The following is a 21,882-nucleotide window of genomic DNA, read 5'->3' on the forward strand; positions in this document are numbered from 1 at the left end:
GGTCGTACACGATGTGGCTTGTCGTACGGCGCTGTACGACAACGAGGAGGGTCAGTCCTGGGCACGGCCCGTCGTCACGCGCGCGATCATCAGGGCGACCAGGATGATTCCGCCGTAGATGGCCTGGATCCAGAACGACGGCACCTGCGCGAGGGTGAGCAGGTTCTGTACGACGCCCAGGAGGAGCACACCTGTCAGGGCGCCGAACATGGTGCCCTTGCCGCCGTCCAGGCTGATGCCGCCGATGACCGCCGCCGCGAACACGGTGAAGATCATGTTGTTGCCCTGGTTGGCACTGATCGCGCCCACATAGCCGGTCTGCATGATCCCGCCGACGGACGCGAGGCAGCCGGCGACGACGAACACGCCCAGCATCACGCGCTCGACGCGGATACCGGCCGCGCGGGCCGCGTCCGCGTTCCCGCCGATCGCGTACAGGGCGCGGCCGACGCGGTGGTAGCGCAGGAAGAGACCGGCGACCGCGAAGGCCACCGCCGCCAGCCACACCGACATCGGGACGCGCAGGAAGGTCGTCGTGGCCAGGGTGAAGAACGCGTCGGGCATCCCGAACAGCGTCTTGCCCTTGGTCGCGCCGACCAGCAGGCCGCGCAGGACGATCAGCATGGCCAGAGTGACGATGAACGCGTTCAGCTTGAACTTCACCACGAGGATGCCGTTGAAGGCGCCGATCGCCGCGCCGACGACGAGGATCGCGACCAGCGCGAGCCCGGCGGGCCACTCGGTACCCCAACCCGACTGGGCCGCGGGCAGCACGAGCAGTGCGCCCACCGCCGGCGCGATGCCGACCACCGACTCGAGAGACAGGTCGAACTTGCCGGTGATCAGGACGAGCGACTCGGCGAGCACGACCATCGCGAGGGCCGCGGAGGCGCCCAGGATCGAGACGATGTTGCGTTCGGTGAGGAACGAGTCGTTGACGAAAGCCCCCAGCACCAGCAGGAGCAACAGGGCCGGGACCAGGGCGAGTTCACGGGCCCTGCGGAGCAGGACGGCCTTGGCCGAGCGGGGGCCGGTGACCGGGACGGGCGTGAGCGGCGGGGCCTTGGTGTCAGCCATGGTCCACTCCTTCGATGGAGGCGATCAGCTCGTGGTCGTGCCAGCCCGCCGGGTGCTCGGCGACGATCCGGCCGTGGAAGAGGACGAGGACGCGGTCGCAGCGGCGCAGGTCGTCGAGTTCGTCGGAGACCACGAGCACGGCGGTGCCGTCCTCACGCGCGCTGTCCATCCGGGCCAGCAGCGACTCCTTGGACTTCACGTCGACACCCGCGGTGGGATTGATCAGGACGAGCAGACGCGGGTCGGAGGCCAGGGCACGCGCCATGACGACCTTCTGCGCGTTGCCTCCGGAGAGGTCCGACACGGGCTGGTCGGGCCCCTCGGCGTGAAGGTCGAGGCGCTCGATCAGATCGGTGGCGAAGGCGCGTTTGCGCCGGCTGCCGACGAACCCGTACCGGCCGAGGCGGCCGAGGACGCTCATGGTCGCGTTGTCGCCGACGGTCATCCCGGCGACGAGGCCCTGTTCGTGCCGGTCCCGGGGCACGCATCCGACCCCCGCCCGGAGCGCGGCCTGTACGTCGCCGAACGGAAGCGGCCGGCCGTCGAGACGGGCCGTACCACCGGTCGGGGTGTGCAGTCCGGCGAGGGTCTCGGCGAGTTCGATCTTCCCGCTGCCGCTGGACCCGGCGAGCCCGACGACCTCGCCGTGGCGGACGCTGAAGCCGATGTCCTCGTACGACGGGGCGGTGAGCCCCTGCGCTTCGAGGGCCACCGGCGCGTCGTCGGGCACGGCGTCCCGCGCGATCGCCGTCGCCCGCTCCGCCAGGCTCTCCCCCGCCATGGCCTCCACCAGGGCGGCGCGGGGCAGGTCCGCGACCGGGGCGGTGGTGATCCAGCGGGCGTCACGCAGGACCGTGACGGTCTGGCAGACCTCGTACACCTCCTGGAGGTGGTGCGAGATGAACAGGAAGGTGACACCGGAGTCCTGAAGCGCCCGCATACGTCTGAACAGGCGCTCGATCTCGCGGTTGTCGAGCTGGGCGGTCGGCTCGTCGAGGATGATGAAGCGGGCGCCGAAGCTCAGCGCCCGGGCGATCTCCACCATCTGGCGGTCCTCGACCTTGAGATCGGCGGTGCGTGCGTCCGGGTCGACGCGCACGTCCCAGGTGGCGAGGACCTCGGCCGCCTCCGCCTTCAGCCTGCGCCAGCTGATGAGCCCGCCACGCCCGGTCGGCTGCCGGTTGATGAGGAGGTTCTCGGCGACCGTCAACTCCGGTACGACCGTGGGCTTCTGGTAGACGCAGGCCACCTTGCGGCGCCAGGCGTCCCGGTCGGCGAGCGCGGGCGCGGGATCGCCGTCGAAACGGACCGTGCCCTCGTCGGGGGCCTGGAGGCCCGTGAGGACGTTGACGAGCGTGGACTTGCCGGCGCCGTTGCGGCCGACGAGGGCGTGGGACTCGCCGGGGAACACGGTCAGCTGCCCGTCCTGGAGAGCGACGGTGGGACCGTACCGTTTGACGATGTCCCGCGCCTCAACGAGTGGGGTGCTCATTTGACCGTGTTGCCCCAGAGCTTGGGGTCGTCGACGTTGTCCTTGGTGACCAGCGGGGCGGGCAGCTGGTCCTCCAGGATGCCGCTGGGCAGCTTGACGATCTCGGAGTCGTGGTCGGTGGGGCCGGGCTTGAACGTCTTCCCCTGCATCGCGGCCTTGATGTAGTACATGCCGTACTTGGCGTAGGCGTCCGCGGGCTGGGAGACCGTGGCGTCGATCTCGCCCTTGCGGATGGAGTCGAACTCCTGCGGGATCCCGTCGTTGGAGACGACGACGATATGGCCCTTCTGACCGGCCGCCTTCAGCATGTTCTTGGACTTGAGGGTCTGCAGGGTGGGCGCGAGGTAGACACCGCCGGCCTGCATGTAGATCCCCTTGATGTCGGGGTTGGCGTTCAGCAGGGTGTCGAGTTTGGATGCCGCGGTGTCGGACTCCCACTTGGCGGGGATCTCCAGGACCGTCAGCTTGGGGTACTTCTTCTTCACGCAGGAGCGGAACGCCTCGGAACGGTCCCGGCCGTTGACGGAGGCGAGGTCGCCCATGATCTGCACGACCTTGCCGCTGGTGATGTGCTGTCCGAGGTATTCGCAGGCCTTCTCGCCGTAGGCGACGTTGTCGGCACGCACCACCATCGCGACCTTGCCCTTGTCGGGCGCGACGTCGACGGCGACCACGGGGACGCCCTTGCGTTCCGCCTGGTCGAGTCCGGCCTGGATCGCGGCGCTGTCCAGCGGGGCGACGACCAGGCCCTTCACGCCCTGGTTGAGCTCGTTGTTGATGTCGGTGATCTGCTGCGAGGGGTCGCTGTTGGAGTTGACGGTCCCCAGGGCGTCGACGCCTTCCGACTTCGCCATCTTGGGCACGTAGTCGTTGTACGACTGCCAGAACGGCGAGGTCAGCAGGGGCAGGATCACTCCGACCTTGCCGGTGCCACCGCCACCGGCACCGGAGGAACCGCTGTCCTTGGTACTGCCGCATGCCGTGAGCGCCAGGGTGCAGCAGGCGGCCGCGGCCGTCGCGCGCACCGCCCACGGGGAGATCCGCCTGTCTTGCCTTCCGTTCCGCACAGTACTGCCGGCCATCTGTCGGCTCCTCATCGAGCGTGATCGAGCAGTTGCCCGCATACTTATCAGACCACTCAGCCGCTACAACACCCTTGGGTGCCAAGTTTTCCCGCCTTTCGGCCATAGTGGTCGGACCACATCGATGGTTAGACTGCGGCGCACGGCGACAGGAGGAGTGGCGTGGACGAGACACCGACCGGGACGGAACCGGAGAGCACGGCGGCCGCTCCGCAGAAGGGCACCGTGACGGAACGCGCCATCGAGCAGATCAAGGCGATGATCGCCGGGGGCCGGCTGGAACCGGGCGAGCGGCTGCCGACGGAACGCGATCTGGCGGCTCGACTGGGCATCTCCCGCAGTTCGATGCGGGAGGCGATCCGTGCGCTCACGGTCCTCGGCGTGTTGGAGGCCCGGCACGGATCGGGCATCTATGTCACCCAGTTGGAGGCGGGCGACCTGCTGGAGACCTTCGGCGTGGTCGCGGACCTCTCGCGCGGGCCACGTCTGGTCGAGCTGCTGGAGGTCCGGCGCATCCTGGAGTCGACCGCGACCGCACTGGCGGCGGCCCGGATCTCCGACGACCAGCTCGCCGAAGTGGAGAAGCACCTGACGGCGATGAACGCGACGGACGACCCTGAGGAGATCCTCGCGCACGACCTCGCCTTCCACCGCGAGATCGCGGCGGCGGCCGGCAACGAGACCATGGCGGCGATCCTGGAAGGCCTGTCCTCACGCACCTTCCGCGCCCGCGTCTGGCGCGGCTACCAGGAAGAGGGCGCCTTCAGCCGTACCCGCCGCGAGCACGCCGCGATCCACCGGGCCCTGGTCGCCCACGATCCGGAGGCGGCACGGGCGGCCGCGGCCGCGCACGTGGGTGAGGTCGAGCAGTGGCTGCGGGCACAACTCGGCCCCTAGGCGCAGTCTTCGGTCGCGGTCGCTGGGCTCGCGGGAGGCTGCGGATCCGGATGGCCACAGCGCGGAGAAGGAGTCCGGCGCGGCAGCTCTCGGCTGCCTCGTCGTAGCGCCGGGCCGCAGGAGTCCGGCGCGGCAGCTCTCGGCTGCCTCGTCGTAGCGCCGGGCCGCAGGAGTCCGGCGCGGCAGCTCTCGGCTGCCTCGTCGTAGCGCCGACGCGCCGGGCCGCAGGGGTGGTTCGCCCGGCGGTGCTCCCACACGGCTCCCGGTGGGGCACCGCGCGCCGGGCGCGCGGTGCCCCACGTCCGCCTCAGGCCCGCTTCAGCCGCAGCGTCACCAGCTCGAACGGGCGCAGCCGCAGCGTGATCCGGCTGCCTTCGCGATGCGGTACGGGCGCGTCGGTGAGCGGCCGCTCCAGCAGGTCCGTCGCCACCACCGCCGCCACGTCGAAGTCCGCGGTGAGGGTGGCCCGGGTACGGCCGCCGCGGGACTCGTGGAACCGTACGACGACGTCGCCGCTGCCGTCGTCGGCCAGCTTCACGGCCGTGACCACGACCGCGTCCTGAGCCACCGTCACCAGCGGCGGCACCTCGGCCGCGCCGGTCAGCCGCCGTTCCGGCAGGTTGATCCGCCAGCCCTCGCGCACCGCGTCCCCGATCGACGCGCCCGGCACCAGCGCGTGCCGGAACCGGTGGAGGCCCTGGTCGGTCTCCGGGTCGGGGAAGCGCGGGGCGCGCAGCAGGGAGATCCGGACGGTCGTGGTCGTGCCGGAGTCCGTCTCCCGCACCGTCCGGGTCACGTCGTGGCCGTACGTCGAGTCGTTCACCACGGCCACCCCCCAGCCCGGCTCCTCCAGATGCACGAAACGGTGGTTGCACGCCTCGAACTTCGCCGCCTCCCACGAGGTGTTGGTGTGCGTGGGCCGGAAGAAGTGCCCGAACTGGGTTTCCGAGGCGTACCGTTCGGCGTGGGCGTCCAGGGGGAACGCCATCTTCAGGAACTTCTCCGTCTCATGCCAGTCGACCTCGGTGTCGATCTCCAGCCGCCTCTCCCCCGGTGCGAGGAACAGCACCTGGACGACACGGGAGGCACCGAAGGACCGTACGACGCGGACCGACCCGCCGTCCTCACCCGGGGCGATCTCATCCGCGTCCACCAGGTCGGTGACCGTGTTCCGGTAGAAGGCGTCCACGTCCCAGGCGTCCCACTGGTTCGGGAAGTCGGGGTGCAGCTGCAGCAGGTTCGCGGCCCGCCCGGGTGCGACCGTCTCGCGTTCGGCCTCGATGTCGTACGCGGAGACGACCAGTCCCCGTGCGTCGATCTCCACCCGCAGCAGCCCGTTGTCCAGCACGAAGCCGCCGTCCGGCCGCGCCGTCAGTGACACCTCGCCCGCGGCGGCGGGTGTGCCCGCGCCGCCGGCCGGTACCCCGGCGCGGGTGTGCGGGGCCGCGTTGAACACCAGCGGCACCGTGCCCTCACCGGCCAGGGACCGCTGCGCCGCCTCGATGATCCCGTTCAGTTCCCCGGCGACCCGGTCGTAGGTCGCCCGCGCCTCCCGGTGCACCCAGGCGATCGACGAGCCGGGCAGGATGTCATGGAACTGGTGCAGCAGGACCGTCTTCCAGATGCGGTCCAAGTCCTCGTGGGGGTAAGCGAAGCCGGTCCGCACCGCCGCCGTCGCCGCCCACAGCTCGGCCTCCCGCAGCAGGTGCTCGCTGCGCCGGTTGCCCTGCTTGGTCCTCGCCTGGCTCGTGAGCGTGGCGCGGTGCAGTTCCAGGTACAGCTCGCCCACCCAGACCGGCGGGTGCGGGTACTCCTCCTGCGCCTTCTTGAAGAACGCCTCCGGTGTCTCCCACACCACCGTCGCCGAGCCCTCGAGGTCGCGCAGGCGCGCCGCCTTCGCGACCATCTCCCGCGTGGTGCCGCCCCCGCCGTCGCCCCAGCCGGTGGGCGCGAGGGAGTGGCTGGCCACTCCCTTGTCCTTGAAGTTGCGTGCGGCGTGGGCGATTTCGCTGCCCTTCATCGAGCAGTTGTAGGTGTCGACGGGCGGGAAGTGGGTGAAGATCCGGGTGCCGTCGATGCCCTCCCACAGGAAGGTGTGGTGCGGGAACTTGTTGGTCTGCGACCACGAGATCTTCTGCGTGAGCAGCCACTTGGAGCCCGCCGCCTTGATGATCTGCGGCAGCCCGGCGGCGAAGCCGAAGGTGTCGGGCAGCCACGCCTCGTCGTTCTCGATGCCGAACTCGTCGAGGAAGAAGCGCTTTCCGTGCACGAACTGACGGGCCATCGCCTCGGATCCCGGCATGTTGGTGTCGGACTCCACCCACATACCGCCCGCCGGCACGAACCGGCCCTCCGCCACCGCCTTCTTCACCCGCGCCCACACCTCGGGCCGGTGCTCCTTCACCCATGCCCACTGCTGTGCCTGCGACATGGCGAACACGAACTCCGGCTCGTCCTCGATGAGCGCGGTCATGTTCGACGTCGTACGGGCCACCTTGCGCACCGTCTCGCGCAGCGGCCACAGCCACGCCGAGTCGATGTGCGCGTGCCCGACGGCGCTGATGCGGTGCGCGGAGGGGGCGGCGGGGACCGAGAGCACACCGGCCAGCCGGTCGCGGGCCCGCTCGGCCGACCCGCCGACGTCCTGCAGGTCGACCGCGTCCAGCGCCCGCTCGACCGCGCGCAGGATCTCCCAGCGCCGCGCCGACTCCACCGGCAGCTCGGCCATCAGCTCGCCGAGCACCTCCAGGTCGAGCACCAGCTGCCACACCGTCTCGTCGAAGACGGCGAGGTCCATGCGCTCCAGCCGGTACTGCGGCTCGCTGCCCGCGGTCGCCTTGTCTCCCAAAAGCGTGGGCCGGAACGGGTGGTAGTCGAGGATGACCGGGTTGGACGCCGCCTCGATGTGCAGCTCCACCCGCTCGCCGCCCTCGACCGGGGAGCCGATCCGCACCCACTGGTTGCGCGGGTTGAGCCCCTTCACCGGGGAGCCGTCGGGCCGGTAGACCAGGCCCTCGCACTGGAAGCCGGGCATGTTCTCGTCGAACCCGAGGTCGAGCAGGGCCTCGACGGTCCTGCCGGCCCAGGCCTCGGGAACGGCCCCGGTCACCCGGAACCAGCTCGTGCCCCACGGGGCGCCCCAGCGTGTGCCCACCGTGATCGGCTCGCCCGGGGCGGCCAGGCCCTCGGCGACGGGTACGGGCTCGCCGGGCGCGTGCCACACCGCCACCTCGAGCGGTACGGACTCGGGGTACACGGCGGGGCGGATGCGCTCGTCGAGGACGCGCCTGAGGCGGGCTTCGACCAGGGTGCGGTCGTCATGCATGGGGTGCTCCGTGGGGTGAGGGTGCGGGTGTTACCAGTGGTGGGTGGTCGTGGCCGGGGTCGAGACGTTGTAGAGCTCCCCGACCGCGCGCAGTTCGAACCGCGCGACGCTCTCGCCCTGCTCGGCCGTGAGCCCGCCGACGTAGTACGCCGACTGGCATGTACCGCCGAGGAAGCGGCGGGTGCCGTCGGGCAGGACGCGGTACAGCTCGTAGTGGCGGCCGGCGGATGCGGCGGCCCGGTGGACGGCGGCGGGCGCGGCCCGCCAGGCGAACCGCAGGTTTCCGCCGTCGGCATCGGTGACCCGCAGACCGACGGGGGCGGCCGGGGCGGTCACCGCGTCCCGGACCGCGAGGCCGCCGAGCCGCCAGCGCACCGGGCCGCCGTCGCCCGTCAGGCGCACCGCCAGCGTGCGCACCGTGCCGGACAGGCCGGTCAGCGGCACGGTGGTGGTCTGCCAGCCGTCACCGGCGGCCAGCGGGAAGTAGGTGTACGAGGGTGCCTGCCCCGGGGAGCCCGGCTCGGCGGTGGCGACGGCCAGTTCGGCCCGGACGTCGCCCGCGTCGGCCCGATGGGTCAGCTCGACGGTCGTCCCGGGACCGATCGGCAGCCGGGTCGCGTAGAGGTCCAGGGTGGCGGGTGCGTCCGGAGCACCGGAGACCAGCAGACTGCTGCCGCCGCGCCAGGCGTCCGAGAAGTCGAAGGCGACGGAGGGGCGGGTGCCGCTCGTGCGGACGACCCAGCGGCGGGACGGCAGCCGGTCCTGGAGGCCCAGGTGGTTCCACGGGGTGTCCGAGGTGACCTCGCCGTTCTCGTACCACTGCAGTCCGTGGCCGGTGTTGAAGACGGTCGCGAACGGGAGCGCGCCGACGGTGGAGCGGTCGGCGACCGACACGGCCGGGGCGCGCCAGTTCACCGTGGTGTCGGGCCTGGACGGGTCGAGGGACGCGCCTGTCCAGAAGAGGTCGTCGGCCGTGTGGAAGTCGCCAGGCGTGCGGGTCGCGGGCAGGTGGTTACGGGTCCACTCCGGCCGGTAGAAGCCGATGGACGTCACCTGCGCCGCCGTGGCCGGCACGATCGCGTCCCAGTTCACGAAGGTGTTCGTACCACCCGACTCCACGTCGACGCCCGCCCACAGCTCATAGCGGCTGCGCCCGAGCTGCCCGGCCAGCGTGCCCGAGGACGCCAGCGAGCTCTGCGACCATCCGAAGTCGACGAACATCGAGTCGGCGGACTGGAAGAACGCCTGGTTCTGGCTGTCGAGGGCGCCCTGCCAGGAAACCGTGCCGTTCACCGTCATCGCGTCGTACCAGGTGACGCGTAGCCCCTTGGCCGTGCCGAGCGCCTTCAGCTCCTTGACGAAGCCCAGCATGGCGGCGCCGAGCGCGCTGTTCCCGCCGCCGGTCTCGGCGTTGACGAACCAGCCGTCGAAGCCGTACGCCTGCGCGACCGCGACGAGCTGCTTGGCGAGCGAGTAGTGCCCCGTGCCGTCCTTCTGCACCAGGTCCCGCGTCCACTGGAGCTGTCCGCCGTAGGCGACGGGCGGCAGGAATATGGTGCCGAGGACGCGAACGCCGTGCCGGTGCGCGGCGTCGACTATGGGCGCGTTGGGCGCGAGGATCAGGCCCTCGCCGGCGGAGCCACCCCAGAAGACCAGTTCGTCAAGGTAGGCCCAGTGGGTGAGGGCGTAGTAGTCGGCGGTCGGCGCGCCCTGGGAGGGGTTGGAGGAGGTGGGTCCGAAGGAGACGAGCGACTGGATACGGGCCTGGCCGGAGCGGGCGGTGGTGTTCACGGGGGCTGGGGTGAAGCGGGCGGCGAGCGGCACGGACGCGGCGTTGAAGGCCAGGTCGGTGTCCGTGGCGGCGCTCCACGACTTCAGGCTGCGCCAGGTGATGCCGGGCTCCGGGGTGCCGGCGGGCAGGGAGTCCGGGTACCAGTAGGAGGCGTACGGCTGCAGGTCGCGGCTCGCCGCGGAGGCGATGGGTGCGTGCAGCGCGGGGGTCAGCACGGCTGCGGCTCCGGCGAGCAGGACCGTGCGTCTGCTGAGGTTCACTGTGCGCTCCGTTTCGTCGTGGGGACGGTGCGGGGACGGGCTACTCGGTGACCTGTTCGGGGGTGACGACGTCGGTGATGCCACGGGCCGCGAGATGCTCTACGTCGTCGGCGCGGCTCGCGAGAACGGTGGTGGGGCGGGCGCCGTCGGCGGTCAGCCGGGCGAAGGCCTCGAAGACCGGGCCGCCGGGGGCGCAGACCGAGCGGCCGGGGGTGGTGTCGACGACCAGCGCGGTGGTGCGGGCGGCGGGCTCGGAGGCCGGCTGCTCCTTGATGATCCGGGAGAGCGTCCGCGCGGCGGGCTTGGGCCGCCGGTCGTTGGTCAGCAGACCCAGTCCGTACTCGAGTTCGGGAAAGTCGGCGAGGTCACGGCTGACGTCGTGCGAGCACCACCAGGTGACACCCCACAGGTCGGGGCAGTCGAGGACGTTGCGCACCGTGGCCTCGGTGAAGGCCGCCGCGTGCTCAGGAGGGATCAGCGGGGCGGGCGCGCCGACCTCCTGGAGCCATACGGGGCGGTGCGGGTCGTCCGCCCAGGCCTTGGAGAGCTCGACGAGGTAGGCCGCGTGGTGCTCGGTGGCGGTTCCGGTGCGGCCGTGGCGCTGGGCGGCGCCGTTGAACACCCAGGAGTGCACGGCGGTGAGGTCGCCGAGGCGCGCCGAGTGCTCGGGGGTGAAGGGCTGCTCGTCCTGGTACCACGCGGCGTCGTACGAGGCGTGCAGATGCAGCTTGCCGGGGGCGCCCTCGGCGCAGGCGGCGAGCAACCGGGTCAGCCACTGTCCGGCCTGCTCGGCGGTGATGCGGTCCGGGTCGGGATGAGGGCTCGCGGCGAACTGGTTGACCTCGTTGCCGATCGTCATGCCGATGAAGTTCGGCCGGTCGGCCAGGGCCGCGGCGAGCGTCCGCAGGTAGGCCGCCTCGCCCTCGACGACCTCCGGATCGGTGAAGATGTTGCGCCGGTGCCAGGTCTGCGTCCAGGCGGGCAGGAAGTCGAAGCTCGACAAGTGCCCTTGCAGGCCGTCCACATTGACGTCGAGTCCGCGTTCGGCCGCCGCGTCGGCGAGCGCGACGAGCTGCTCGACGGCGCGGGGCCGGATCAGAGCGCGGTTGGGCTGGAAGTAGGGCCACAGCGGGAAGACCCGGATGTGGTCCAGGCCCAGTGCGGCGATCGAGTCGAGGTCGGCGCGTACGGAGTCCAGGTCGAAGTCGAGCCAGTGGTGGAACCACCCCTCGCTCGGGGTGTAGTTGACGCCGAAGCGCACGGCATGGGGCATGCGGATTCCTTCAAGCAGTGGTACGCGTACGGAGGTTCAGCCCTTGACGGCGCCCTCGCCCACGCCGCGGAAGAAGTAGCGCTGCAGACAGGCGAAGAGGACCATGAGCGGCGCCACCGCGATGACGGTGCCCGCGGCGACGAGGCGCTCGTCGTTGGCGAAGGTGCCGTGCAGATAGTTGAGTCCGATGGTCAGGGTGAACTTCGACGGGTCGCTCAGCACGATCAACGGCCACAGGAAGTCGTCCCAGGAGAACATGAACGCGAAGATCGCGACGACGGCCAGGGTCCCCTTGACCGAAGGCAGCGCGATCCTGAGGAACCGCTGCCAGGCGTTGGCGCCGTCGACGAACGCGGCCTCCTCGATCTCGAACGGCAGGTTGAGGAAGGCGTTGCGCATCAGCAGCACGTTCATGGCGCCGACGCTGCCCGGAAGCACCACGCCGACCAGCGTGTTGTTGAGGTCGAGCTCCCGCATGGTGGTGAACTGGGCGATGATGATGCTCTCGGCGGGGACCAGCATCGCCAGGATGAAGACGAGGGTGGCGACCCTGCGGCCCCGGTAGCGCAGCCGGGCCAGCGCGTAGCCCGCGAGGGCCGAGCCGACGCAGTTGGTCACCACGTTGGCGGTGGCGACCTTCAGGGAGTTGAAGGCGTAGTCCCACACGGGGATGGTGTCCGAGACGCGCGCGTAGTTGTGCAGCGTCGGATGGGCGGGCAGGAAGGAGGGCGGGGAGCTGAAGATGTCCTCGGTCGGGCCCTTGAGCGAGGTGGACAGCTGCCACAGGAACGGGCCGACCGTCAGGGCCAGTACGACCAGCAGCAGCACATACCGGAGAATCAGCTCCCACACCCGGATGCGGCGGCCGTGCTCGTCGGTGACCGGTCCGCGGCGTACGGCGGCCGGAGCCGGAGCCGGGACCGGCGGTGCCTTCTCCACGACGCTCATGCGTCCTCCCTCCGGTCCGCGCGCAGGACGAGCAGCATCAGCGCCACGGTGACGACGAACACGACGAGCGAGATCGCGGAGGCATAGCCGACCCGGCCCGTGAGACCGGTGCCGGTGCGCTGGACGAGCATGACCAGGGTGGTGTCCTCGCCGGCCGGCCCGCCGCTGGGGCCGGCCATCAGGTACACCTCGGAGAACACCTTGAAGGCGGCGACCGAGGAGAGTGCGGCGACCAGCACCATGGTGGAGCGGAGCGCGGGCACGGTGACCGTCAGGAAACGCCGCACCGCGCCCGCGCCGTCCACGGCCGCGGCCTCGTGCAGTTCACGCGGCACATTGGCGAGGGCGGCCAGGTAGATGATCATGTAGTAGCCGAGACCCTTCCAGACCGTGACGGCCATGGCGCTCAGCAGGAGCAGCCACTGGTCGCTGAGGAAGCCGACCCGGCCGACCCCGACCGTCTCCAGCAGCGAGTTCACCAGGCCGCGCTCGTCCAGCAGCCACACCCAGATCAGGCCCACCACCACGATGGAGGCGACCACCGGGGTGTAGAACGCCGAGCGGAAGAACGCGATACCGGGGATGTTCTTCTGCACGAGCAGAGCCAGCAGCAGGGGCAGCACGACGAGCGCGGGGACGACCAGGAGAACGTACAGCGCGCTGTTGCGCAGGCCGATCCAGAACATGTCGTCGTGCAGCAGCTCGCGGAAGTTGGCGAGCCCCACGAACCGGCCCGGGATCAGGGTGCGGCGGTCGGTGAAGGCGTTCACCACGGTGGAGACGAACGGATAGAGGATGAAGGCGCCGGTCACCACCAGCCCCGGGGCTGCGAAGAGCCAGGGGCTGGTGGGCAGTTGGCGCCGCACCCGTGACACGGTGGAAGTGGCCATGCTGGTTCAGCCCTGCTGCTGGAGGAGCTGGTCGCAGGCCTTGACAGCGTTGTCGAGGGCCGCCTTGGGGCTCTCCTTGCCCTGCAGCGCCTTGGCGACCTCGTTGCGCAGCGCGGTCTTCATCTGGTCGCTGAACAGGACGGGCGTGTAGTTGACCGCGTTCTTCAGGGACTTGGCGGCGGCGATCCTGACCCGCGTCTCGTCCGTGCCGTCCTCCTTGGTGAAGTACGGGTCGTCGAGGGAGCCGGCCGTGCTCGGGAAGATGGCCACCTTCTTCGCGAACGACATCTGGTTCTGCGCGTCGGTCACGTAGTGCGCGAAGGCGACGGCGGCCGGGGTGTGCTTGGTGCGGGAGTTGACCATCACACCCATCACGTACATGTTGACGTGGCCCGTGCTGGTGATCTGGTCGGTGATCCCGATGTTCTTGTACAGGTTGGGCGCCTGCTTCTTGAAGTTCTCGAGGTCCAGCGCGCTGCCCGGGTTCATGGCGACGGCCTCGGTGAGGAACTTCTTGCCGGAGGACTCGGGGGTGGCGGTCAGGGCCTGCGGGTCGAGCGCCTTGGCGTCGTACAGCTCCTTGTACTTGGTGAGGAGTTCGATGCCCTTCGCGTCGTTGAAGGCGAAGCCCGTGCCCTGCTTGTCCATGAGCTCGACGCCGTAGCGGCCGAAGTCCTCGATGGTGGGCACGTTGGCCAGGGTGGCGACCTTGCCGTTGCTCTTCTTCGCCATCTGCAGGGCGTCGGCGAAGAGTTCGTCATACGTCTTCGGGGGCGTGTCCGGGTCGAGTCCGGCCTTCTTGAAGAGGTTCTTGTTGTAGAACAGCGGCCCGGTGTTCAGGTACCAGGGGAAGGCGTAGGTACCGGTCACGCCCGGTGTCTGCTGTCCCGTCCAGGCCCCGTCGAGGTACTCGGCCCGGTACTTGGCGGCCGCCTTGTCCAGGTCGAGGGCGAGTCCGGCCTTGACGATGGGGGCGAGCAGGTCGGGCGAGACGTTGACGACGTCGGGCAGGGTCCCGCCCGCGGCGTCCGCGCTGAGCTTGTCGGCGTACCCCTCGGCGGGCTGGTCGATCCACTTCACGTGGGTGCCGGGGTACTTCTTCTCGAAGTCGGCGATCAGGCCGTCGAAGTAGGACTTGAAGTTGGCGCGCAGGTTCCAGGTCTGGAAGGTGATGTCTCCCTCGACCTTGCCGGATGCGTCGGTGGATCCGCTGCCGTCGTCCGAGGAGCCGCAGGCGCTCAGCGGCAGGACGAGAGCGGCGAGGGCAGCGACGGCGAATGTTCTGCGGGACGGAGTGGGCACGGTGACACGACTCCCTTGCGGCGTCGGCGGCTGGTGTCGCCAGCGACCATGCACGGCACGTTCGAGAGAAGTCAATGGATTTGCCTCAGCTAATGAAATTCCCCGTTCATTAGTCCAGGTCAGACGCGCTGTCGAACGATACTTGCTCACGCTACTAATGCGCTTTAGAGTCTTGGTACTCAAGCGCATTAGTCCACTCACAGAAAGGGGCCGCCGTGCCCGCCAAGCGGTCCCCCGCACGCCGTCCGACCATGAAGGACATCGCGCAGCGCGCGGGAGTCTCCGAGAGCGCCGTCTCCTTCGCGCTCAACGGACGCCCCGGCGTCTCCGAGGTCACCCGCGACCGGGTGCGCCGGGTCGCCGAGCAGCTGGGCTGGCGGCCGAGCACGGCGGCGCGCCAGCTCTCCGGCGAGGGCGCGGCCACGGTGGGCCTGGTGGTGGCGCGCCCGGCGGACACCCTGGGCGTGGACTCCTTCTTCCTCCAGCTGATCTCCGGGATCCAGGAAGTGCTGGCGGAGCGTCACCTGGGCCTCCTCTTCCAGGTGGTGGAGGACGTGGACGCGGAGTGCGGCGTCTACCGGCGCTGGTGGGCCGAGCACCGGGTGGACGGCGTGATGGTGGTGGATCCGCGTACGGACGACCCGCGCCCCGATCTGCTCGACGAACTGGGCCTGCCCGCCGTGGTGATCGGCGGAGTGCCGGACGCGCGCCATCCGGGACTGTCCACGGTCTGGGCCGACGACGCGGGCGCGATGGCCGCGGTGGTGGACCAGTTGTATGCGCTCGGCCATCGCAGGATCGTGCACATCGCCGGCCTTCCGGGACTCGCGCACACCGAGCGCCGGATCCGTACGCTGCGCACCGAGGCCGAGCGGCGGGGCCTCGCCGAAGTGAGGTCGGTGACCACCGACTACTCGGACGCGGAGGGTGCCGCCGTCACCCGCCGCGTGCTGGCCGAGGACGCGCCGCCGACCGCGCTGGTCTACGACAACGACGTGATGGCCGTCGCCGGGGTCACCGCCGCCGTCGAACTGGGATTCTCGGTGCCGGCCGACGTCTCGGTCATCTCGTGGGAGGACTCGGCACTGTGCCGCATGGTCAAGCCGTGGCTGTCCGCCCTCTCACGTGACACGGTGGAGTTCGGCCGCAAGGCGGCGGGTGAGCTGACCGCGCTCCTGGACGGGGGCCCGGCCCGCACGGTGCAGGTACCCGTACCGCGGCTGATCGAGCGGGAGAGCACCGGGGCGGCGCTCGCATCCCGTCCCCGTCCCCAGGGCGGCGCATCCCCCGGGTGAGGTCGCCGGGGCGACGCGGGAGGGGCGGGCATGGCCCTGACCGGACGACCGTCACCCCGCCCGCCCCCTGTCAGACCGCCCCGGCGCCCCCGCGATGCACCCCAGTCAGGAGGTTCGCCGCCCACGGCCCTTCCTGCTCAGCCGTGCCACTCCACCTTGAAGACCCAGACGTACCGGCCCGCCTTCCGGGCCGCCTCCGGTACGTCGATCACCAGGGAGCCGCCCCGTGTGGTCCAGGTCAGTGGCCGGTCGTGGCCGAGCATGGTCACCTTGTCGCCGCTGCGGACCGGCACCGGCGCCTCGACGGTCAGGGTGCTGCCCGGTTCCGTCAGCGAGTGGATGTAGAACGCCTCGTTCTCCCGGACCGTGAAGCGCAGATCCTCGCCGAGCTGCGCCATGCGCGACCAGTAGGTCGTGTCGTAGATCGCCTCGCCGTTGGTCCGCAGCCAGCAGCCGGTCTCGCGGAGCCGGGTCTGCATGATCTCCGGAATGGTGCCGTCGGCGCGCGGGCCGATGTCGAGGAGGAAGTTGCCGTTCTTCGACACGATGTCGACCAGACTCCGCACGACCTCCTCGGCCGTCATGTAGCGGTCGTCGGGGGTCGCCTTGTTGTAGCCGTAGCTGAAGGGATCGAGGCCCCGGCTCGCCTCCCACTTGGCGACGACGGTGTTGTCGTACGTCGTGTACTCGGGGGTCGTGAAGTCGTGGAAGGCGATACCCGAGCGGTCGTTGACGGCCACCTCGTACGGCTTGGGCCGGTTCTTGCCGTGGTTGAAGAACTCCGCGAGGACGGTGAGGCTGTCGTTGGCGCCGCCGATGTCGCACCACAGGACGGCCGGGTCGTAGCCGTGGATCAGCTCCAGCATCTGCCGGGCCTGGTAGTCCTCCACATAGTCCTTGCCCGTGGTGTATCCGGTGTACGGGAGCGGCTCCAGGGTGTACGGATTGCGCGGGCCGTGGCCCGTCCACGGGTTGTCGGGGTTGAACCACTCCGGCATCGAGAAGTACAGGCCGCGGTGCAGCTCGGGCGTGTACTTCCGGGACGCGTCGAAGAGCTCGCGGACCAGGTCACGTCGCGGGCCCATCTTCACGGCGTTGCGGTCGGAGACCTTGGTGTCCCACAGGGCGAAGCCCTCGTGGTGCTTCGACGTCAGCACGTGGTACTGCGCCCCCGCGTCCCGGAACAGCTCCACCCAGGCCCGCGGGTCGAACCTCTCCGCCGTGAACATGGGGATGAAGTCGTCGTAGGCGAAGTCCTTGCCGTAGGTCTGCGCGTGGTACGCGTACACCGCGTTGTCCGGGCTCTGCATGTGGTTCCAGTACCACTCGGCGTACTGCGCGCCGACCGGCGACCAGGCGGGCACGGAGTAGACGCCCCAGTGGATGAAGATGCCGAACTTCGCGCGGTGGAACCAGTACGGCGCCTGATGGCCGGCGAGCGACGCGTCGGTGGGCCGGTAGTCGGGCACCCCGAGAGTCAGTTCACGGGTGGCGGAGGTGACGCGCTGCCCTCGGCCGTGGACGGTCACCGCACCGCTGTGTGCCGTGCCCGGCGTGGTGCCGGCGCGGTTGCGGATACCGATGCGGACCCGGGCCTGTTCGCCGGGGTCGAGGCGCCTGATCCGGGCCGGCTCGACGGTGCGGGCACCGGGTACGTCCACGCTCACGGCCACGTCGTCGCCGGCGAGGACGGGCAGAGTGCCCGCGTTGACCACGGTCGCCTCGACGCTCTGGGCACCGCTGGACTCCAGGAGCGAAGAGGTCGAGTGTGCGTCGCGCAGGGCCAGCGCCCGTCCCTGGGCGGCGGGTTGCAGGGAGAGCGCGAAGATGTGCAGGGACGTCCTGCCGGCCTCGGCGGGGTTGGTGACGGGCAGCGTCAGGGCGACCGCCTCGCGCTGCGGGTCCATCCAGACCTCGGCCGTGCCGAGGCCCACCGGGTGCATGTCCTTGGTGCCGTCCGGTGTGTACCGGTACGGGACCGAGAGCGGGCCGCCCCCGCTGTACCAGTCGCTGCCGCCCAGACCGGCGGTCGTGGTGGAGCCGTCCGCGTAGTGCACGGTCGCCGTACCGGAGGCGTTGCCGTAACTGCCCGCGGTGAGGAACAGCGCCGACAGGTAACGGCCCTTGGGCAGGTCGATGCGCTGGCCGAGGGCCACCACATTGTTCCGGGCGCCCGCGGCGGAAGACGTGAGGACGAAGGAGACGCCGTCCACGTCCACACTCCCGGTGGGGAGTTCCTCGCCGGGGAAGGTGTAGCCGGAGCCGTCGAAGTCGCCGCCGCGGGCGGAGGCGGTGTCGATGCCATCGTTGTCGAACTGGGCGTCGAGGGGGACGGGGACGGGTGCGGGGACCTGCACCCATCCGGGCCCGGGGGCTGCGGCTCCGCCGGACCGCGCGGCGGCGGGCGGGGCCGAGAGGGCGACGGTGGCGCCGGCGGCAGCCAGTGCGGCGGCACCGAGAACCTGACGTCTTGGATATGTGCTCATGAGCGCCTCCAATTCATCGGATGTCTGATGATTGAACTGCCGCGGAAGACTGTCAATGGGGCCTGCAGCGACGGGATTTGAGGCAGTGATCGGATGTTCCCGCGTGGTGTGCCGGCCGTGACGGCGACGGGTCTCGCCAGACTCTCGACGCGGTACCGTCCGGCAGTGCACAGTGCTCCTCGAACTCGCCAGTAAGTTCCCCCATCCACCACGCCGAGGACCGACAGGGAGCGCCCGTGACCACCTGGGCCGGCCGGACCGCCGCCGAGATCGCCGCCGCCGTACGCGAGAAGCGCGCCACGCCGCACGAGGTGGTGGCCGAGCACCTGGCCCGGATCGAACAGCTCGACGGCCGGGTAGGCGCCTTCCGCCGGCTGCGCGCGCAGGCCGCGCTCGCCGAGGCCGACGAGGTGGCCGCCCGCACCGATCTGGCCCAACTGCCCCTGGCCGGCGTGCCGGTGGCCGTCAAGGACAATCTGGCCGTACGCGGCGAGTCCACCCGCAACGGCTCAGCCGCGACCCCGGACACACCCGCGGACGACGACCACGTCACGGTGGCCCGGCTGCGCGCGGCGGGCGCGGTCGTCGTGGGCCTGACCAACGTGCCCGAACTGTGCGTGTTCGGCACCACGGAAGGGGTGCACGGGACCGCTCGCAACCCCTGGGACACCTCCCGTACGGCGGGCGGCTCCTCCGGCGGCAGCGCTGCGGCGGTGGCCGCCGGCATGGTGCCGATCGCGCTCGGCAACGACGGGATGGGCTCGCTGCGCATCCCGGCCGCCAACTGCGGACTCGTCACCCTCAAACCCGGCCACGGCACGGTCCCGGCGGGCATCGGCAACGGAGACTGGTTCGGCATGTCCGAGAACGGCCCGCTGGCGACGACGGTCGAGGACGCACGGCTGATGTTCGAGATCCTGGCGGGCACACAGGACACGGGCAAGCCGCGGAACGGTACGCACACGATCGCGCTCTCGCTCCGCAGTCCCCTGCCCGGCGTGACCGTGAGCCGGCCCTACGCGGACGCGACACGCACGGCGGCCTCGCTGCTTGCGAGGGCGGGGCACGAGGTCCGGCCGGCCGACCCGCCCTACCCCTGGTGGCTCGGCACGACGTCACTGGCGCACTGGACGGCGGGGACCGCGGTCGACGCGGAGGACCTCGACGTACGGCGGCTGGCCCGGCGTACCCGGGTGCACGCGGCGGTGGGCCGCCGCTTCGTGGAGCGCGTGCGCTCCGGCGACCGCCGCGAGCAGCTGCGCCGTGCCCTGGAGCCGTTCTTCGCTGCTCACGATGTGCTGCTCACTCCCGCGCTCGCCCGCCGGGGTCCGGCAGCGGAGCCCTGGCACGAGCGGGGCTGGCTGCGCAACGTGCTGGCCAACACGCAGTACTCCCCCATGACGCCTCCCTGGAACCTCACGGGCTGGCCCGCCATGTCGGTCCCCTTCGGCGCACTTCCGAGCGGCGCGCCCTGCGCCGTGCAACTGGTCGGGCGGCCCGGGTCGGAAGCGGAACTCCTCGATGTGGCCGCACAGTTGGAGGCGCTGCACCCCTGGCAGCGTACGGCGCCGCTGAGTTAGACCGGGCCCCCGGGCCGGGCGCTGCCGGACGCGCATGGCCGAACATCCCGCAGGCGCTCCAAGTGACGTTGCGCAGATCCGCGGCTGCGGCGCCGGCGGGCCATCTCCTCTTCCTCCGCTCCTCCCTAGATCGCGCGGTGCCGGCCGCTCGCATCGGCGCCCGAGGCGGCGCGGGCCGCACCAGCACTGTTTCCGATCGCCGCCGGTGGGGACTCGACCGGAAAGCTGGACGGACCGATGGCGGCGCAGCCCCGCCGCCATCGGAGGGAAGGAAGATGAAGGTTCGTGAGTGCATACCTGAGTGAGAAACCGGTCGACCACCCGACCGAGTCGGGCTGGGCGCAGTCCCGCGACCAGCAGGAGGGCAGCCCCCGCACCTGCGTTCCGGCCGTCGGGGACGCGCCGGCCCCCGAGATCTGCCGTGGCCCGGACTGGAACATCGTCAGGGGCGAGGACTGACGGACTACCGGGGGTGTGTCGAACCGGTGCGCCAGGGGACTCGGAGGGCCGGTGCCGATCCCGGCACGCCAGACCTGAGGAGCGGGAGCATCAGGATGCGAGCACTGACCTGGCAGGGCCGGCGGGACGTGCGGGTGGAGACCGTCCCCGACCCCCGGATCGAGAAGCCCGACGACATCATCGTGCGGATCACGTCGAGCGGGATCTGCGGTTCGGACCTTCATCTGTACGAGCTTCTGGGCCCCTATCTCGACCCGGGCGACATCCTGGGCCATGAGCCCATGGGCGTCGTCGAGGAAGTCGGACCGCAGGTGCACGCACTCGCGCCGGGCGACCGAGTGGTCATCCCGTTCAACGTCTCCTGCCGTGACTGCTTCATGTGCGACCAGGGTCTGCACTCGCAGTGCGAGACGACGCAGGTCAAGGAGCGCGGAACGGGCGCCGCGCTGTTCGGGTACACAAAGCTGTACGGACAGGTGCCGGGCGGCCAGGCGGAGTTCATGCGGGTGCCGTTCGGCAACAAGCTGCCCATCAAGGTGCCCGAGGGGCCGCCGGACGACCGTTATGTGTACCTGTCCGATGTCCTGCCCACAGCTTGGCAGGCGGTCGAGTACGCGGCGCTGCCGGAGGGCGGGAGCCTGGTCGTCCTGGGACTCGGTCCCATAGGCGACATGTGCACCCGGATCGCCCGGCACCGCGGCGCCGGACCGGTCATCGGGGTGGACCTGGTCGACGAGCGCCTGGAACGCGCGGCGGCGAACGGCGTCACCTGCTTCGACCTCCGGCGGCACGGAGGAAGCGACCTCACCGAGGCCGTACGGGACCTCACCGGCGGGCGGGGCGCCGACGCCGTGATCGACGCGGTCGGTATGGAGGCGCACGGAGCGCCGTTCGCCAAGGCGGCCCAGTGGCTGACCGGCCACCTGCCCGACGCCATGGCGCAGCCCCTGATGGAACACGCCGGTGTGGACCGGCTCGGGGCCCTGCACACGGCCGTCGACCTGGTGCGGCGCGGGGGCACACTGTCCGTCTCGGGGGTGTACGGCGGGGCCGCGAGCCCGATGCCGCTGCTGACGATGTTCGACAAGCAGATCCAGGTGCGCATGGGCCAGGCGAACGTCTGGAACTGGGTGGACCGGATCCTTCCGCTGCTCACGGACGACGATCCGCTCGGCGTGGACGGCTTCAAGACCCACGCCGTACCGCTGGAGGACGGTCCCAAGGCCTACGCGATGTTTCAGGCCAAGGAGGACGGGATGGTCAAGACCCTCCTCAAGCCCTGACGACCCGCCGTGCGCGCCCGTCCCCGATCGCGCGGGAACCCACTACCGAGCTGGAGCACCCATGCCCACCACGCTGTCGGATCACGACCTCAGAGAGATCGCCGACCGGCTCACCGCCGAGGCGGACACGCTGCGCGTGGAGCTCTCGGCGGCCGAGGCGAAGATGCCCGCGCTGTACACGGACTGTGACCTCGACGCGGCCGACGTGGGCGCGCGGGTGACCGCGTTCGAGGCTCTGCGCGCGGACGCCGACCGCGCCCGGACGATGCTGGAGCGGGTGCTCGCCGCCCTGCACCAGGTGGGCACGCCCGGCTTCGGCCGGTGCACGGCCTGTGGTGCCGTGATCGACCGGGACCGGCTGCTGGCGGTACCGCACACGCAGGTGTGCATCGACTGCGCCCGGGCCGGGGCGGGGGCGCGGGCCGGAGGGGCCTGACGGCG

At 70.7% G+C, this 21,882-nt stretch carries 16 protein-coding genes; 6 read left to right on the forward strand and 10 right to left on the reverse strand.

The genetic code is table 11. The annotated features are described in order from the left end of the window. Positions 1-51: 51 nt before the first annotated feature. The 3 genes from ABZ904_RS10960 to ABZ904_RS10970 are packed head-to-tail and all read right to left on the reverse strand — an operon-like array spanning position 52 to position 3,651. Complete coding sequence (locus ABZ904_RS10960) at positions 52-1,077, reverse strand: ABC transporter permease (protein ID WP_359409163.1); 1,026 nt, start codon at positions 1,075-1,077, stop codon at positions 52-54. Further along, positions 1,070-2,569, reverse strand: a complete 1,500-nt coding sequence (locus tag ABZ904_RS10965) for a sugar ABC transporter ATP-binding protein (RefSeq protein ID WP_360998016.1) — start codon at positions 2,567-2,569, stop codon at positions 1,070-1,072. Before ABZ904_RS10965 ends, ABZ904_RS10960 begins: the two co-directional genes overlap by 8 nt. Then, the gene (locus ABZ904_RS10970) at positions 2,566-3,651 is read right to left on the reverse strand and encodes a sugar ABC transporter substrate-binding protein (RefSeq protein WP_360998018.1); all 1,086 of its coding nucleotides are present in this window, start codon (positions 3,649-3,651) and stop codon (positions 2,566-2,568) included. The genes ABZ904_RS10965 and ABZ904_RS10970 overlap by 4 nt, the downstream gene beginning before the upstream one ends. A 162-nt stretch (positions 3,652-3,813) precedes the next feature. On the opposite strand from ABZ904_RS10970, the gene ABZ904_RS10975 reads away from it, so the two are divergent. Next, entirely contained in the window at positions 3,814-4,548 is a 735-nt protein-coding gene (locus ABZ904_RS10975; protein ID WP_359409157.1) for a FadR/GntR family transcriptional regulator, read from the forward strand. A 307-nt stretch (positions 4,549-4,855) separates the two neighbouring features. On the opposite strand, the gene ABZ904_RS10980 is transcribed toward ABZ904_RS10975, so the two are convergent. The 6 genes from ABZ904_RS10980 to ABZ904_RS11005 are packed head-to-tail and all read right to left on the reverse strand — an operon-like array spanning position 4,856 to position 14,338. Continuing rightward, positions 4,856-7,873: a glycoside hydrolase family 38 C-terminal domain-containing protein gene (locus tag ABZ904_RS10980; RefSeq protein ID WP_361822535.1), complete on the reverse strand. Its 3,018-nt coding sequence runs from the start codon at positions 7,871-7,873 to the stop codon at positions 4,856-4,858. 30 nt (positions 7,874-7,903) lie between these two features. Further along, positions 7,904-9,925, reverse strand: a complete 2,022-nt coding sequence (locus ABZ904_RS10985; RefSeq protein WP_360998022.1) for an endo-beta-N-acetylglucosaminidase — start codon at positions 9,923-9,925, stop codon at positions 7,904-7,906. A 40-nt stretch (positions 9,926-9,965) separates the two neighbouring features. Further along, complete coding sequence (locus ABZ904_RS10990; protein WP_359391470.1) at positions 9,966-11,198, reverse strand: glycosyl hydrolase; 1,233 nt, start codon at positions 11,196-11,198, stop codon at positions 9,966-9,968. 36 nt (positions 11,199-11,234) lie between these two features. Beyond that, the gene (locus ABZ904_RS10995; RefSeq protein WP_359391469.1) at positions 11,235-12,146 is read right to left on the reverse strand and encodes a carbohydrate ABC transporter permease; all 912 of its coding nucleotides are present in this window, start codon (positions 12,144-12,146) and stop codon (positions 11,235-11,237) included. Further along, positions 12,143-13,036, reverse strand: coding sequence for a sugar ABC transporter permease (locus ABZ904_RS11000; protein WP_361822539.1), 894 nt, complete (start codon positions 13,034-13,036; stop codon positions 12,143-12,145). Before ABZ904_RS11000 ends, ABZ904_RS10995 begins: the two co-directional genes overlap by 4 nt. 6 nt (positions 13,037-13,042) lie before the next feature. Then, on the reverse strand, positions 13,043-14,338 hold the full coding sequence (locus tag ABZ904_RS11005; RefSeq protein ID WP_359391467.1) for an extracellular solute-binding protein: 1,296 nt from the start codon (positions 14,336-14,338) through the stop codon (positions 13,043-13,045). A gap of 215 nt (positions 14,339-14,553) precedes the next feature. Here ABZ904_RS11005 and ABZ904_RS11010 point away from each other — a divergent pair, with 215 nt between their 5' ends. Further along, positions 14,554-15,633: a LacI family DNA-binding transcriptional regulator gene (locus ABZ904_RS11010; RefSeq protein WP_359391466.1), complete on the forward strand. Its 1,080-nt coding sequence runs from the start codon at positions 14,554-14,556 to the stop codon at positions 15,631-15,633. A gap of 137 nt (positions 15,634-15,770) precedes the next feature. Here ABZ904_RS11010 and ABZ904_RS11015 read toward each other — a convergent pair whose 3' ends face one another. Beyond that, positions 15,771-18,119 carry an alpha-L-fucosidase gene (locus ABZ904_RS11015; RefSeq protein WP_361822542.1) on the reverse strand — a complete coding sequence of 783 codons (2,349 nt, stop codon included), beginning with the start codon at positions 18,117-18,119 and terminating at the stop codon, positions 15,771-15,773. Between the two features lie 236 nt (positions 18,120-18,355). Between ABZ904_RS11015 and ABZ904_RS11020 the strand changes: the two genes are divergently transcribed. The 4 genes from ABZ904_RS11020 to ABZ904_RS11035 all read left to right on the forward strand — a co-directional run bounded on the left by ABZ904_RS11020 (position 18,356) and on the right by ABZ904_RS11035 (position 21,877). Beyond that, complete coding sequence (locus ABZ904_RS11020; protein WP_359391464.1) at positions 18,356-19,699, forward strand: amidase; 1,344 nt, start codon at positions 18,356-18,358, stop codon at positions 19,697-19,699. Positions 19,700-19,984: 285 nt separating this feature from the next. Next, entirely contained in the window at positions 19,985-20,158 is a 174-nt protein-coding gene (locus ABZ904_RS11025) for a hypothetical protein (RefSeq protein WP_359391463.1), read from the forward strand. Positions 20,159-20,253: 95 nt separating this feature from the next. After that, on the forward strand, positions 20,254-21,441 hold the full coding sequence (locus ABZ904_RS11030; protein ID WP_359391462.1) for an alcohol dehydrogenase catalytic domain-containing protein: 1,188 nt from the start codon (positions 20,254-20,256) through the stop codon (positions 21,439-21,441). 61 nt (positions 21,442-21,502) lie between these two features. Continuing rightward, positions 21,503-21,877 (forward strand): TraR/DksA C4-type zinc finger protein, encoded by a 375-nt coding sequence (locus ABZ904_RS11035; protein ID WP_359391461.1) that lies wholly within the window; start codon positions 21,503-21,505, stop codon positions 21,875-21,877. Positions 21,878-21,882: the final 5 nt, after the last annotated feature.

The organism is Streptomyces sp. NPDC046900 (genome assembly GCF_040644975.1).
In the GTDB taxonomy this organism is placed as follows: domain Bacteria; phylum Actinomycetota; class Actinomycetes; order Streptomycetales; family Streptomycetaceae; genus Streptomyces.

Coding starts and splice junctions, on each gene's coding strand:
- ABZ904_RS10960 (WP_359409163.1), bottom strand. CDS start 1,077: ATGGCTGACACCAAGGCCCCGCCGCTCACGCCCGTCCCGGTCACCGGC.
- ABZ904_RS10965 (WP_360998016.1), bottom strand. CDS start 2,569: ATGAGCACCCCACTCGTTGAGGCGCGGGACATCGTCAAACGGTACGGT.
- ABZ904_RS10970 (WP_360998018.1), bottom strand. CDS start 3,651: ATGGCCGGCAGTACTGTGCGGAACGGAAGGCAAGACAGGCGGATCTCC.
- ABZ904_RS10980 (WP_361822535.1), bottom strand. CDS start 7,873: ATGCATGACGACCGCACCCTGGTCGAAGCCCGCCTCAGGCGCGTCCTC.
- ABZ904_RS10990 (WP_359391470.1), bottom strand. CDS start 11,198: ATGCCCCATGCCGTGCGCTTCGGCGTCAACTACACCCCGAGCGAGGGG.
- ABZ904_RS10995 (WP_359391469.1), bottom strand. CDS start 12,146: ATGAGCGTCGTGGAGAAGGCACCGCCGGTCCCGGCTCCGGCTCCGGCC.
- ABZ904_RS11000 (WP_361822539.1), bottom strand. CDS start 13,036: ATGGCCACTTCCACCGTGTCACGGGTGCGGCGCCAACTGCCCACCAGC.
- ABZ904_RS11015 (WP_361822542.1), bottom strand. CDS start 18,119: ATGAGCACATATCCAAGACGTCAGGTTCTCGGTGCCGCCGCACTGGCT.
- ABZ904_RS11030 (WP_359391462.1), top strand. CDS start 20,254: ATGCGAGCACTGACCTGGCAGGGCCGGCGGGACGTGCGGGTGGAGACC.
- ABZ904_RS11035 (WP_359391461.1), top strand. CDS start 21,503: ATGCCCACCACGCTGTCGGATCACGACCTCAGAGAGATCGCCGACCGG.